Annotated in this window: 11 protein-coding genes and 3 tRNA genes; 4 read left to right on the top strand and 10 right to left on the bottom strand. The window is 72.0% G+C overall.

Annotated elements, in window-relative coordinates; genetic code table 11:
- Positions 1-207 precede the first annotated feature (207 nt).
- The 7 genes from SCK26_RS25695 to SCK26_RS25665 form a co-directional block, all read right to left on the bottom strand.
- On the bottom strand, positions 208-984 hold the full coding sequence (locus SCK26_RS25695) for a 2OG-Fe(II) oxygenase (protein WP_318203683.1): 777 nt from the start codon (positions 982-984) through the stop codon (positions 208-210).
- A gap of 74 nt (positions 985-1058) precedes the next feature.
- Positions 1059-1610: a methylated-DNA--[protein]-cysteine S-methyltransferase gene (locus SCK26_RS25690; protein WP_318203682.1), complete on the bottom strand. Its 552-nt coding sequence runs from the start codon at positions 1608-1610 to the stop codon at positions 1059-1061.
- A 78-nt stretch (positions 1611-1688) separates the two neighbouring features.
- Entirely contained in the window at positions 1689-2489 is an 801-nt protein-coding gene (locus SCK26_RS25685) for an MGMT family protein (RefSeq protein ID WP_318203681.1), read from the bottom strand.
- The gene (locus tag SCK26_RS25680) at positions 2486-3079 is read right to left on the bottom strand and encodes an RNA polymerase sigma factor (protein WP_318203680.1); all 594 of its coding nucleotides are present in this window, start codon (positions 3077-3079) and stop codon (positions 2486-2488) included. Before SCK26_RS25680 ends, SCK26_RS25685 begins: the two co-directional genes overlap by 4 nt.
- 118 nt (positions 3080-3197) lie before the next feature.
- A tRNA-Ile gene (locus tag SCK26_RS25675) sits at positions 3198-3271 on the bottom strand.
- 177 nt (positions 3272-3448) lie between these two features.
- A tRNA-Asn gene (locus SCK26_RS25670) sits at positions 3449-3521 on the bottom strand.
- A 6-nt stretch (positions 3522-3527) separates the two neighbouring features.
- Positions 3528-3600: transfer RNA gene (locus tag SCK26_RS25665), tRNA-Asn, on the bottom strand.
- A 157-nt stretch (positions 3601-3757) separates the two neighbouring features.
- Here SCK26_RS25665 and SCK26_RS25660 point away from each other — a divergent pair.
- The 4 genes from SCK26_RS25660 to SCK26_RS25645 all read left to right on the top strand — a co-directional run bounded on the left by SCK26_RS25660 (position 3758) and on the right by SCK26_RS25645 (position 9361).
- The gene (locus tag SCK26_RS25660; protein WP_318203679.1) at positions 3758-4051 is read left to right on the top strand and encodes a YtxH domain-containing protein; all 294 of its coding nucleotides are present in this window, start codon (positions 3758-3760) and stop codon (positions 4049-4051) included.
- 58 nt (positions 4052-4109) lie between these two features.
- Positions 4110-5549, top strand: coding sequence for an FGGY family carbohydrate kinase (locus SCK26_RS25655; RefSeq protein ID WP_318203678.1), 1440 nt, complete (start codon positions 4110-4112; stop codon positions 5547-5549).
- A 150-nt stretch (positions 5550-5699) separates the two neighbouring features.
- Positions 5700-7433 (top strand): ABC transporter ATP-binding protein, encoded by a 1734-nt coding sequence (locus SCK26_RS25650; protein ID WP_318203677.1) that lies wholly within the window; start codon positions 5700-5702, stop codon positions 7431-7433.
- A complete protein-coding gene (locus SCK26_RS25645) occupies positions 7433-9361 on the top strand; it encodes an ABC transporter ATP-binding protein (RefSeq protein WP_318203676.1) in 1929 nt (642 codons plus the stop codon). The genes SCK26_RS25650 and SCK26_RS25645 overlap by 1 nt, the downstream gene beginning before the upstream one ends.
- 30 nt (positions 9362-9391) lie before the next feature.
- Here SCK26_RS25645 and SCK26_RS25640 read toward each other — a convergent pair whose 3' ends face one another.
- The 3 genes from SCK26_RS25640 to SCK26_RS25630 all read right to left on the bottom strand — a co-directional run bounded on the left by SCK26_RS25640 (position 9392) and on the right by SCK26_RS25630 (position 13904).
- Positions 9392-10531 (bottom strand): RNA polymerase sigma factor, encoded by a 1140-nt coding sequence (locus SCK26_RS25640; RefSeq protein ID WP_318203675.1) that lies wholly within the window; start codon positions 10529-10531, stop codon positions 9392-9394.
- Between the two features lie 158 nt (positions 10532-10689).
- Complete coding sequence (gene dnaG, locus SCK26_RS25635; protein ID WP_318203674.1) at positions 10690-12591, bottom strand: DNA primase; 1902 nt, start codon at positions 12589-12591, stop codon at positions 10690-10692.
- A 47-nt stretch (positions 12592-12638) separates the two neighbouring features.
- Positions 12639-13904, bottom strand: coding sequence for an NAD(P)/FAD-dependent oxidoreductase (locus tag SCK26_RS25630; RefSeq protein WP_318203673.1), 1266 nt, complete (start codon positions 13902-13904; stop codon positions 12639-12641).
- Between the last annotated feature and the right edge of the window lie 21 nt (positions 13905-13925).

The raw sequence follows: 13925 nt of genomic DNA, 5'->3' as shown, positions 1-13925 counted from the left end.
ACAACCACCGTATGTAACGGCCTTGTTGCCGATCTCCAGCGGCACTCCAGCCGGAGCGGCAGTTCCCGGAGCGTGGACGGGCGGCTCTGACCAGCCCCGTTGCCGGGGCTGCGGCTTCACTGGAGCGAGGCGGCAGAACCGGGCCGGTACGGCGGTCGTACACGGGTTCGCCGCGGCACGGGGCGAGGCACCCGGACGCCGCCCCGCTCAGCGGGCGTCGTGGAAGATCACACCGAGCACATGGCGCCGCCCGCTGTGCACGGCGCTCACCCCGTGGCGCAGCATCACCCGGCTCCAGCCGCGCGCGGAGCGTACGGGGCGGTGGTGGACAGCGAAGATCAGCCCCTGTCCCTGCGCCGGCCGCCGCACCAGGGGCCGGGACTGGGCGCGCGGCCGCTGCTCCACGAACACGCTCTCGCCGCCGGTGAAGTCCTCGTCCGGCCGGTCCAGCACCACCGCCACCTGGAGCGGGAAGGTGAGGTCGCCGTACACGTCCTGGTGCAGGCAGTTGTAGCCGCCCTGTTCGTAGCGGAGCAGCAGAGGGGTCGGCCGGTGCTGGCCCGCGGCGGCGCAGGCGGCGACCAGGTCCTCGTGGCGGTCGGGGAATCCGGGCTCGCCGAGCCGGTCGGCCCAGGTGTTGGCGATGCGCGCCAGGTGCGGGTACAGCTCGCGGCGCAGGGCCCGGACCGGTTCGGGCAGCGGGTAGGCGAAGTAGCGGTAGGCGCCCTCGCCGAACCGGTGCCTGGCCATCGTCACCGTGCTGCGGAAGAGCGCCGGCTCGTCGTACATCTCCCGCAGCCGGGCGCACTGTTCGGCGGACAGCAGGGGCGGGGTGAGCGCGACGCCCTCCGCGTCCAGCTCGGCGGCGAGGGCGGGCCAGTTCAGGGGCGGCAGGACGCCGGGCCCGTCGTCGTCCGGGGCGGGTGCGGCGGCGGCCGGCGGTTCCGCGAGACCGGGCAGGGGCGGGCTGTCGTAGCTGTTCACGCGTGTGGCTCTCCGTGGCGGATGGACGTGCGGAAGAAGAGGGGCGGGCGCCGGGGACGGCCGGCGCCCACCGGTCAGGGCGCCGCCGGGCCCGCTTCCAGGCCGAGCAGGAACCGTTTGGCGTCCAGACCGCCCGCATACCCGTTCAGGCTGCCGCCGGAACCGACGATCCGGTGGCAGGGCAGCACGACGCAGACCGGGTTGGCGCCGAGGGCCGTGCCGACCGCGCGGGCGGCCCGGGGCCGGTCCAGCGCGGCGGCCAGCTGCGCGTACGTCGCGGTGCGCCCGTACGGCACGAACGCCTCCAGCGCCATGACGGTCTGCCGGCTGAACGGCGTGGCGAGCCGCAGGTCCACCGGCACGGTGAAGTCCCGGCGGGCGCCGGTGAGATAGGCGTCGAGTTCGTCCCGGGCCTGAGCCAGCACCTTCAGCGGGGCCGGGTCCGCGCGCTCCTCGGCCACGGCGCGCAGCCCACCCCGGGCGAGCCGGGCGGCGGCGTCCTCCACCGTGCCGTAGCAGCACAGCACGAGCGCGTCGGCCGTGGCGGCGAGCACCAGCGGCCCCAGCGGTGTGGGGTGCGCCGTGACCGCCGCCTCGGTGTCGCCGGGGGTGAGAGTGGTTCGCAAGACAACTCCGTGTTCGTCGTGACCGTCGGTTCGGTCGTGACCGTCGGGTCCGGTCGTGACCGTGGGTGCGAGGGGCCGTCACACGGTGACGGGCCGGCAGCTCTTGCAGGCCCGGTACCCGGCCCGCCCGGCTTCCCGGGCGGTACGGAACGGCACCTGGTGGGGCGGGGTGATGCGGCGGGCGTGGGCGCAGGTGGGGTGGCAGTAGATCCGGGTCGTGTCGCTGCCGAGGAACACCGCGCCGCGCCGCCGCAGCTCGGCCGCCCGTCCCGCGTCGACGCCCTCGGCGGCGCGCAGCGCCTCGCCCGTCGCGGGCAGGTGGCCGGCGTCGCACGGGGTGCCGTCGTCGTACGTCACCCGGTGGCAGGGGATCAGCACCGCGGCCGGGTTGTGGGCCAGCGCGCCGAGCACGTCGTCCGGTGCCACCGCGGCCTCCCGGGCGATCCAGCCGACCGGGCGCAGCTGTCCGGCCGGGATGGTGCGCACGGCCTCCAGCACGGCCCGCTCCACCGGGCCGAGCGGCGACAGATCGACGGGCAGGCGCCGGGCGCGGCCGGTGCGCAGCGCGGTGACGACCCCCGGGAACGGTCTGGCCGACCGCAGGGCCGGACGGCGGGTCCGGGAGCGGTGCAGTTCCTCGAAGCCCGGTGCGCTCAGCCCGCCGGTGTCCAGCGCGGCTCCGGTCACCGCCTCCGCGCTCGCCGCCACGAAGAGACCGCCGGCGGCGGTGTCGAGGCGGACATAGGTGTCGTAGCGCTCACGCGGGACGCCGGCGCGGCGCAGCACGCGCACGGCGAAGTCCGCCGGTGGTTCCGTGACGAGTCCGGCCAGGCCGGACCGGGCCGCGTCGAGGCGCGGTACCTCTCGGTCACTCCTCATGTCATCACCTCCTCCAGCAGGGCCGTCTCCGGCTCCAGCAGCCGGCGCAGGCCCTTCAGGCCGCGGGACACCTGTGCCTTGGCCGTCCCGACCGCGCACCGCTGCACCTCGGCGACTTCCGTGTAGCTCAGTCCCAGTACATGCCGGAGCACCACCGGCGCGCGGTGGTGCTCGGGCAGTTCCAGCAACGCCACGACCAGGCGCCGCCGGTCCTCGGCGAGCGCGGCCAGCTCCTCCGGTCCCGGACTGTGGTCCGTCCAGGCGTCGCCGGAGTCCTCCACGGGCACGCCCGTCAGGGCCGGGCGGCGCGAGCAGGTGCGCAGGTGGTTGCGCCAGACGTTGGCGGCGACGGTGAGCAGCCAGGCGCGCGTCTTGAGCTGCCGCCGGCGCTCGCGGTCGTAGCCCTGTAACGCGGTGTAGGCGCGCAGGAAGACGTCCTGTCCCAGGTCGTCCGCCTCGGTGGCCGAGCCGGAGACCCGGAGCAGGAACGTGTACACGGCTCTGCCGTGGACCCGGACCAGCTCGGTGAAGCCGTCGTCGAGGTCCACGGCCAGGAGCTCGGTCAGCTGCCGCTCGGCACTCTCATCCATCACCGAACAGAACACCGGGACGGGGCAAAGGGTTGCAGCGGGGCGGCGGAAACCGCGTAGCGTGCGGTGGACACGGGGCCGGTGCAGGTCAAAACGATCCTGCATCGCCGTGCTGAGGTGGGGCGGGTGGGACTCGAACCCACGGCCGACGGATTATGAGTCCGCTGCTCTAACCGGCTGAGCTACCGCCCCATAGCGGCGTGTCGCGTACAAGTGTGCGCGCCGTCTGCCGCAGCATAGCCGCTCATACGATCTCCTGCCTCGGCTGGTCGGCTTCCGCGCTGCCGCTCATGACCTTGAGGACAGCGCCACGGGCGCGGCGGTTCCGCCGGACATGAAAAAGGACCCCTGAGGGGTCCTCGTTCAGCGCTCCCCCGACTGGACTCGAACCAGTAACCTGCCGGTTAACAGCCGGCTGCTCTGCCAATTGAGCTACGGAGGACCGAAGCTCCCCCGACTGGACTCGAACCAGTAACCTGCCGGTTAACAGCCGGCTGCTCTGCCAATTGAGCTACGGAGGATCGCCTCGTTGCATCGAACGTACCTACCTGGGTATTCGCCAGGGGGCGGTTGCTCGCTGCGACACATACATTAGCGCAAGCAGGGGGGTGCTCCGCCAATCGGTACCCTCGGCGCCAGCGCCGCACCAGATACCTACACACGGGAAGGGTGGCAGCCATGCGCTACCGGCTCACGTTCGTCGTCGGACTGGCCCTCGGTTACGTACTCGGCACCAAGGCCGGACGCGAGCGCTACGAACAGCTGAAGAAGTCGGCCCAGCAGATCGCGCAGAACCCCGCGGTCCGCAACACCGCCGAGACCGCGGCCCAGCAGGGCCGGGTCTACGCCGGCAAGGCCTTCCACACGGTCGGCGACCGCATCCCGGAGTCGGTGACCCACCGGGTCCGCTCGCTGCGGGAGCGCAACGGCCACGGCACCCGCGAGGACGACTGGGGCACCAGCAACACCTGAGCCCCGCTTCCCGGCACCGGCCACGAGCCGGCCGCGGCGGTACGGCAAAATTCTCCGCATGGGGATAGTCGCCGGCTTGGACAGCTCACCGGAGTTCACGCGCATCGTCGTCTGCGACACGGACACCGGTGCCGTACTACGACAGGGGTACGCCCCGCATCCGGTGGAGGGCCGGCCCAGCGACGTCGACCCGCAGGCCTGGCTGCTCTCCCTCGGTGAGGCGGCCGGCGGCGGGCTGCTGGAGGGGGTGCAGGCCATCGGGGTGTCGGCCCAGCAGAACGCCGTGGTCCCCCTGGACGCCCAGGGCGGCACCGTCCGCCCGGCCCTGGTCGGCGGCGACAAGCGCGCACAGGTCGCCGCGGCCGACCTGGTGGACGCGCTCGGCGGCCGGGAGGCGTGGGCGCAGGCGGTCGGCTCTGTGCCGCAGGCCGCGCAGCCGGTCACCAAGCTGCGCTGGCTGGCGAAGACCGAACCGGAGAACGCGCAGCGCACGGCCGTCCTGCTCCAGGCCCACGACTGGCTGGTCTGGCAACTGCTCGGGCGGCCGCTGCGGCGCACCACCGACCGCGGCGGGGCCTCCGGCACCGGCTACTGGTCGGCGGCCACCGGCGCCTACCGCCCCGACCTGGTCGAGCTGGCGCTCGGCCACCACGCGGTGCTGCCGGAGGTGATCGGCCCCTCCGAGGCGGCCGGCACCACTCCGGAGGGGCTGCTGATCTCCGCCGGCACCGGGGAGACCATGGCCGCCGCGTTCGGGCTGGGACTCGGCCTCGGGGACGTGGTGGTGTCGCTCGGCGCCTCCGGCTCCGTGATGGCCGTGCACCCGGAGGCGCTCGCCGACCAGTCCGGGATGATCACCTCGCTCGCCGACGCCACCGGCATGCACCTGCCCGTCGTCACCACCCTGAACGCCGTACGCGCCCTGCGCGGCACCGCCGAACTGCTCGGCCTGCCGGACCTGGAGAGCCTGTCCGACCTGGCGATGAAGTCCACGCCGGGCGCGCACGGGCTGGTGCTGCTGCCGTATCTGGAGGGCGAGCGGACGCCGAACCTGCCGCACACCGCGGGCACCCTCGCGGGGCTGCGGCGCGAGTCGATGAAGCCCGAGCACCTGGCGCGGGCCGCCTTCGAGGGCATGCTCTGCGGGCTGGCGGACGCGCTGGACGTGCTGCGCGGACGGGGTGTGGAGGTGCGCCGGATCTTCCTGCTGGGCGCCGCCGCCGAGCTGCCCGCCGTCCAGGCCTCGGCGCCGTCGCTGTTCGGCGCGCAGGTCGTCGTACCGCAGCCGGCGGACTACGCGGCGATCGGCGCGGCCCGGCAGGCGGCCTGGGCGCTCGGGGTGTCGCAGGGCGCCCTCGATCCGCGCACCCCGCCGGCCTGGCAGGGCGCGGCGGCGCAGGTGCTGGAGCCGGGCGAGGAACTGGCCGTGGGGCAGGCGGTGCGGCAGCAGTTCACGGCGGTGCGGGAGCAGACCCATCCGGGGGCATTCCGCCCATAAAGGGCACAACAGGCCGTAACTCCCCGAAACCCCGGTCCAGTAGAGGAGAAACCTTCGGGTTAATCGGTTGAGGTAACGCGGGTGGAGTGTCCGACGATAGGGGCCAAGGGCAACCGACCAGCCCCTGTCGCCGACCCCGAGAGACGCAGCGTGCTCATACGACTTCTACGGACCTATCTCAGGCCCTACAAGAAACCCATCACCCTTCTGGTGGTGCTCCAGTTCCTCCAGACCTGCGCGACCCTCTACCTGCCCACTTTGAACGCCGACATCATCGACAACGGTGTCGTGAAGGGCGACACGGACTACATCCTGTCCTTCGGCGCCCTGATGATCGGCATCTCGCTGGCGCAGGTCGTGTGCAACATCGGAGCCGTGTACTACGGCGCCCGGACCGCCTCCGCGCTCGGCAGGGACGTGCGCGGTGCCGTCTTCGACCGGGTGCAGTCCTTCTCCGCGCGTGAGGTGGGTCACTTCGGGGCGCCCTCTCTCATCACCCGTACGACGAACGACGTACAGCAGGTCCAGATGCTGGCCCTGATGACGTTCACCCTGATGGTGTCGGCGCCCATCATGTGCGTCGGCGGCATCGTGCTGGCACTCGGCTTGGACGTGCCGCTGTCGGCCGTGCTGATCGCGGTCGTACCGGTGCTCGGCGTCTCCGTGACCCTGATCGTGCGCCGGCTGCGCCCGCTGTTCCGGTCGATGCAGGACCGGCTGGACACGGTCAACCGCGTGCTGCGCGAGCAGATCACCGGCAACCGGGTGATCCGCGCCTTCGTCCGGGACGGCTACGAGCAGGGGCGGTTCGGCCGGGCCAACGGCGAGCTGACCGAGATGCAGCTGGCCACCGGCCGGCTGCTGGCCCTGATGTTCCCGATCGTCATGACGGTGGTGAACCTGTCGTCCATCGCGGTGGTGTGGTTCGGCGCGCACCGGATCGACAGCGGCGGCATGGCCATCGGCGACCTCACGGCGTTCCTCGCCTATCTGATGCAGATCGTGATGTCCGTCATGATGGCCACCTTCATGTTCATGATGGTGCCGCGCGCCGAGGTCTGCGCCGAGCGCATCCAGGAGGTCCTGGACACCTCCTCCAGCGTCGTGCCGCCGGCGGCCGGCGTCACCGAGCTGCGCGCGCACGGGCACCTGGAGATCCGGGGCGCGGGCTTCCGCTACCCGGGTGCCGAGGAGCCGGTGCTGAAGTCCATCGACCTGACGGCCCGGCCCGGCGAGACCACCGCCGTGATCGGCTCCACCGGCAGCGGCAAGTCGACGCTGCTCGGGCTCGTCCCCCGGCTGTTCGACGCCACCGACGGCGAGGTGCTGGTCGACAGCGTGGACGTGCGCGAGGTCGACCCGGTGCTGCTCGCCAAGACCGTCGGGCTCGTCCCGCAGAAGCCGTACCTGTTCGCCGGCACGGTCGCCGGCAACCTGCGCTACGGCAATCCGGACGCCACCGACGAGGAGCTGTGGCACGCGCTGGAGGTGGCGCAGGCCAAGGACTTCGTCACGAAGCTGGAGGGCGGCCTGGAGGCGCCGATCGCGCAGGGCGGCACCAATGTCTCCGGCGGTCAGCGGCAGCGGCTCGCCATCGCCCGCACGCTGGTGCAGCGCCCGGAGATCTACCTCTTCGACGACTCCTTCTCCGCGCTCGACTACGCCACCGACGCCGCCCTGCGCGCCGCGCTGGCGCGGGAGACCGCCGAGGCCACCGTGGTGATCGTCGCCCAGCGGGTGTCGACCATCCGGGACGCGGACCGGATCATCGTGCTGGACGAGGGCCGGGTGGTCGGCTCCGGCCGGCACGCCGAGCTGATGGCATCCAACGAGACCTACCGGGAGATCGTGCTCTCCCAGCTGACGGAAGCGGAGGCCGCCTGATGGCCGGTCCCATGGGACGCATGATGGCCGGGGCCGGCCCCGACCAGCGCTCGATGGACTTCAAGGGGTCGGGCAAACGGCTCGTCGCCCGGTTCCGGCCGGAGCGGCTCACGATCTACGCGCTGCTGCTGTGCGTGGTCGTCAGCGTGGCCCTGAGCGTGGTCGGCCCGAAGATCCTCGGCCGCGCCACCGACCTGGTCTTCGCCGGCCTCATCGGCCGGGAGATGCCGCACGGCGCCACGAAGGAGCAGGTGCTCGACTCCATGCGCGAGCGCGGCCAGGGCCGGGTCGCGGACATGCTGAAGGGCACCGACTTCACGCCCGGCAAGGGCATCGACTTCACCGCCGTGGGGCATGTGCTGCTGCTCGCCCTCGGCACCTTCCTGGTCGCGGGCCTGCTGATGGCGGTCGCGACCCGGCTGGTCAACCGGGCCGTGAACCGCACGATGTACCGGATGCGGGAGGACGTGCAGACCAAGCTGTCGCGGCTGCCGCTGTCGTACTTCGACAAGCGCCAGCGCGGCGAGGTGCTGTCCCGGGCGACCAACGACATCGACAACATCGGGCAGACCCTCCAGCAGTCGATGGGCCAGCTGATCAACTCGGTGCTGACCATCGTCGGCGTGCTGGCGATGATGTTCTGGGTGTCCTGGATCCTGGCGCTGGTGGCGCTCGTCACCGTCCCGCTGTCGTTCGTGGTCGCCACCCGGGTCGGCAAGCGGTCCCAGCCGCACTTCGTGCAGCAGTGGCGCTCCACCGGCAAGCTCAACGCCCACATCGAGGAGATGTACACCGGGCACACGCTGGTGAAGGTGTTCGGGCGGCAGGAGGAGTCGGCGCGGCAGTTCGCCGAGCAGAACGAGGCGCTGTACCAGGCCGCGTTCAAGGCGCAGTTCAACAGCGGCGTCATGCAGCCGCTGATGATGTTCGTGTCGAACCTGAACTACGTGCTGGTGGCGGTCGTCGGCGGTCTGCGGGTCGCCTCCGGTTCGCTGTCCATCGGTGACGTGCAGGCGTTCATACAGTACTCACGGCAGTTCTCCATGCCGCTGACGCAGGTCGCGTCGATGGCGAACCTGGTGCAGTCCGGGGTGGCCTCCGCCGAGCGGATCTTCGAACTCCTGGACGCGGAGGAGCAGGAGGCGGACCCGGTGCCGGGCAAGCGGCCGGCCGAGCTGCGCGGACGGGTGTGCCTGGAGCATGTGTCGTTCCGGTACGACCCCGAGAAGCCGCTCATCGAGGACCTGTCGCTGACGGTGGAGCCCGGGCACACGGTGGCGATCGTCGGCCCGACCGGCGCGGGCAAGACCACGCTGGTCAACCTGCTGATGCGGTTCTACGACGTCTCGGACGGCCGGATCACGCTGGACGGCGTGGACGTCCGCGAGATGACCAGGGACGAGCTGCGGTCCGGAATCGGCATGGTGCTCCAGGACACCTGGCTGTTCGGCGGCACCATCGCGGAGAACATCGCCTACGGCGCCGCGCGCGAGGTGACCCGCGGCGAGATCGAGGAGGCGGCGCGGGCCGCGCACGCGGACCGGTTCATCCGTACGCTGCCCGACGGCTACGACACCGTGATCGACGACGAGGGCACGGGGGTCAGCGCCGGTGAGAAGCAGCTGATCACCATCGCGCGGGCGTTCCTGTCCGACCCGGTGATCCTGGTGCTGGACGAGGCGACGAGTTCCGTGGACACGCGCACGGAAGTGCTGATCCAGAAGGCGATGGCCAAACTGGCGACGGGCCGTACGTCGTTCGTGATCGCGCACCGGCTGTCGACGATCCGGGACGCGGACACCATCCTCGTGATGGAGAACGGGTCGATCGTCGAACAGGGCGCGCACGCCGAGCTGTTGGCGGCCGACGGCGCCTACGCCCGGCTGTACCAGGCGCAGTTCGCGCAGGCCGTGGCCGAGGTGGACTAGGCGCGGGGGCCGCCGCGGCGCGGCGGCCCCTCAGTCCAGGTAGCCCCTGAGCTGATCGGCGAAGGCGTGGTCGCGGAGCTTGCTCAGGGTCTTGGACTCGATCTGCCGGATCCGCTCCCGGGTCACGCCGAACAGCCGGCCGATCTCCTCCAGCGTGCGCGGGCGCCCGTCGACCAGGCCGTAGCGCAGCTGTACGACCTTCCGCTCGCGCTCGCCCAGCGTGGACAGCACCGCGTCGAGGTGCTCGCGCAGCAGCAGGAAGGCCGCCGACTCCACCGGGCTGGCCGCGTCGCCGTCCTCGATGAGGTCGCCGAGGGCGACGTCGTCCTCCTCGCCGACCGGGGTGTGCAGCGACACCGGTTCCTGGGCGAGGCGCAGCACCTCGCGGACCCGCTCGGGCGACAGGTCGAGGTGGGCGCCGACCTCTTCGGCGGTGGGCTCCTGGCCGCGTTCCTGGAGCATCCGCCGCTGCACCCGGACGACCCGGTTGATCAGCTCCACGACGTGCACCGGGACGCGTATGGTGCGGGCCTGGTCGGCCAGCGCGCGGGACATGGCCTGGCGGATCCACCAGGTGGCGTAGGTGGAGAACTTGTAGCCGCGGGCGTAGTCGAACTTCTCCACGGCCCGGATGAGCCCGAGGTTGCCCTCCTGGACCAGGTCCAGCATGGTCAGTCCCCGGCCGACGTACCGCTTGGCGACGGAGACGACCAGCCGCAGGTTCGCCTCGATGAGCCGTCGCTTGGCCATCCGGCCGAGGACGACGAGCCGGTCCAGGTCGAGCGCCAGTTCGCTGTCCAGGTCGGGGGTGCCGCTCAGCTTCTCCTCCGCGAAGAGGCCGGCCTCGACCCGGCGGGCGAGGTCCACCTCCTCGGCGGCGGTGAGCAGCGGGATGCGGCCGATCTCGCGCAGGTACTGCCGGAACAGGTCGGCCGAGGGCCCGCCGGACTCCGTCCGCGCGACGACCGGGACCTCGACCTCCGCGGGCTCCTCCGGATCGTCCGGCTCCTCCGGCCGCTCGGCCTCCTCGGCGGCCGGCTCCGGGTCCAGGCCGGCCCGGCCCTGCGGTGGCACGGCCACGAGAGCGCCGGTCTCCGCGTCCGGCTCGTCCGCTTCGGTGCGGGTGGCGCGGGTGGCGCTGTCGGTCTGGGCGAGGGTCCGGGTCTGCACGGGGGGCGACCTCCAGGATGATCGCTGCGAAGCCGAGCGGCAGCGTGCGCTCCGAGGCTCGGGCACCGCCCCCAGTGTGGGGTACGACACAACACCGCCACGAGGGGCGTGCGGTGACTTTTTGCATCCGTCCGGTGACGGGGTGGTGATCCCGGTGGCTAGAGGGCCGACGGACCCTCGTCCTGGAGGGCCCTGTCGTACCTGGTGAGGATCATCATCTCGTTCTGCACGGCGGCCGACTGGGCCGGATCCGAGTGGCCGAGCCGGGTCAGGGTGCCCTGGAGGTCGGTGAGCCGGCGGGCCACGGCGCGGCGCCGGACGGTGACCAGCTGTTCGCCCGCATAGGTCTCGTCGACCGTGCGGCGCATGATCGCCTCCACCGCCAGCTCGGTCACCATGGCCCGGACCGTGTCGTCGGGGGCCGCCTCCCGGACGCGGACCAGGTACTCCTGCGGGTCCTGGACGCCGTACTCGGCGCCTCCCGCTTCCGCGATGGCCTGGCGCACCGCCGCGTACGGAGGAGCGGTGAACTCGTCGACGCCGTACGCGTCGAACGCGGGCGACACCAGCTCCGGGCGCTGGAGGGCGAGTTTGAGCAGTTCGCGTTCGGTGGCGTAGACCGGGTTGCGCAGGGTGAGGGACGGGCCGGTGTGGGCGGGCCGCGGGGCGTTCTCCCACTGCGCCTGTGCCTGCGGCTGCCGGGGCCGCTGCTGTCCCTTGCCGCCCTCGCGGGCCCAGCGGGCCAGCTGGGCGACGCGGCGGACCACGAACTGGGTGTCGAGGATGCCGAGCATGCCGGCCAGCTCCACGGCCACCTCGTGCTGCGCGCCGCTGTTCTTGATCTTCGCGACGATCGGCGCGGCCTCGTCCAGCGCGGCGGCCCGGCCGGCCGGGGTGTCCAGGTCGTACCGGCTCACGATCTGCCGGAGCGCGAACTCGAAGAGCGGGGTGCGCGGTTCGGCCAGGTCGGCCACCGCCTCGTCGCCCTTGGCGAGCCGCAGGTCGCAGGGGTCCATGCCGTCCGGCGCGATCGCGATGTAGGTCTCGGCGGCGAACTTCTGGTCGTCCTCGAAGGCCCGCAGCGCCGCCTTCTGCCCGGCCGCGTCGCCGTCGAAGGTGAAGATCACCCGAGCGCTGCCGTTGTCCATCAGCAGCCGCCGCAGGATCTTGATGTGCTCGCCGCCGAACGCCGTGCCGCAGGTCGCGATGGCCGTCGTCACCCCGGCGAGGTGGCAGGCCATCACGTCGGTGTAGCCCTCGACCACCACGGCGCGGCTGGTCTTGGCGATCTCCTTCTTCGCCAGGTCGATGCCGTACAGCACCTGGCTCTTCTTGTAGATCGCCGTCTCGGGCGTGTTCAGGTACTTCGGCCCGTTGTCCGCCTCGTACAGCTTGCGGGCACCGAAGCCGACGACCTCGCCGCCGATGTCCCGGATCGGCCACATGAGGCGGCCCCGGAAGCGGTCGATGGGCCCGCGGCGGCCCTCCTGGGCCAGTCCGGAGAGGATCAGTTCCTTGTCGGTGAAGCCCTTGCCGCGCAGATAGCGGGTGAGGTGGTCCCAGCCCTGCGGGCTGTAGCCGACCCCGAAGTGCACGGCGGCGGCCTGGTCGAAGCCGCGCTCGGCGAGGAAGACCCGGCCGGCCTCGGCCTCGGCACCGGTGGCGAGCTGCTCCGCGTACCACTGCGCGGCGACCTTGTGCGCCTCGACCAGGCGGATGCGCTCGCCGCGCTGGTGGGCCGGGTTGTATCCGCCCTCCTCGTACCGCAGCGTGATGCCGGCCTGCGCGGCCAGCCGCTCGACCGCCTCCGAGAAGGAGAGGTGGTCCACCTTCATCACGAAGGTGATGGTGTCGCCGCCCTCCTGGCAGCCGAAGCAGTGGAAGAGTCCCTTGCTCGGGCTGACCTGGAAGGACGGCGACTTCTCGTCGTGGAACGGGCACAGGCCCTTGAGGTTGCCGCCGCCCGCGTTGCGCAGCTGGAGGTACTCGGAGACCACGGCGTCGATCGGGACCGCGTCCCGTACCGCCTTCACGTCCTCGTCGTTGATCCGTCCTGCCACGGATGAATTCTACGGGGGCGCGGTGACGCTTCCGGTGCCTTCGGGGGTCACGGGACGAGCCCGGCGAGCGGCACGTGCGGGTCCGACAGGGCCTCGACGTTCACCCGGGCCCGGGAACGGATCAGGTTCTGGATCGGCTCTGTGACATCCCACACGTTCACGTTCATCCCGGCCAGCACGCGCCCCTCGCGCACCCAGAACGCGATGAACTCCCGCTTGCCCGCGTCACCCCGGATCACCACCTCGTCGTACGACCCGGGCGGCGCCCACCCGCTGTACTCCATGCCCAGGTCGTACTGGTCGGTGAAGAAGTACGGCACGCGGTCGTAGGTGACGTCCCGGCCGAGCATCGCGCGCGCCGCGGCCGGGCCGCCGTTCAGGGCGTTCGCCCAGTGCTCCACCCGCAGCCGGGTGCCGAACAGCGCGAGCGGGAAGGACGCCACGTCGCCGGCCGCGTAGATGTCGGGGTCGGACGTGCGCAGCCGCTCGTCCACCACGATGCCGCCGCCGTGCGCCCGGCCGGCGATCTCCAGCCCGGCCGCCTCGGCGAGCGCCACCCGCGGTGCCGCGCCGATCGCCGCGAGGACGGCGTGCGCCGGGTGCTCCTCGCCGTCGTCGGCGCGGGCCGCGAGGACCACGCCGTCCTGGCCGACGATCTCGGTGAGCCGGACCCCGAAGTGGAAGCGGACGCCGTGCTCGCGGTGCAGTTCGGCGAAGACGTTGCCCAGCTCCGGCCCGAGGACGCCGTGCAGCGGGGTCGGCTCCGGTTCGATCACCGTCACCTCGGCGCCGTACTCCCGGGCCGCCGCCGCGGCCTCCAGCCCGATCCAGCCGGCGCCCGCGATCACCAGGTGCCCGTTGGCCCGGCCGAGGTGCTGGAGGACCCCCTTGAGGCGTTCGGCGTGCGCGAGGCGGCGCAGGTGGTGGACGCCCGCCAGGTCGGTGCCGGGGATGTCCAGGCGGCGCGGTTCGGCGCCGGTGACCAGCAGCAGCTTGTCGTAGCGGACGAGGGTGCCGTCGTCACCGAAGCGGACCGTCTTCGCCGTGCGGTCGACGCGGTCCACGGTCTGGCCGAGGTGCAGCTCGACGTCGTGCCGCGCGTACCAGGCGGGCTCGTGCACGAAGACGCTGTCGCGCTCCTCCTTGCCGAGCAGGAAGCCCTTGGACAGCGGCGGACGCTCGTACGGGTGGTCGCGTTCGTCGCAGATCAGTATCACCCGTCCGCTGAAACCCTCCGCCCGGAGCGTCTCGGCCGCCTTCGCACCGGCGAGACCGCCTCCGACGATGACGAATGTCTGATCCGCGTCGACCACTTGATGCCTCCTCTTGAGGTT

Origin of the sequence: Streptomyces sp. SCL15-4, from assembly GCF_033366695.1 — a bacterium.
In the GTDB taxonomy this organism is placed as follows: Bacteria; Actinomycetota; Actinomycetes; order Streptomycetales; family Streptomycetaceae; genus Streptomyces.
Note: the sequence above shows the minus strand (reverse complement) of the source record. Positions and strands in the feature narration are given on the sequence as shown.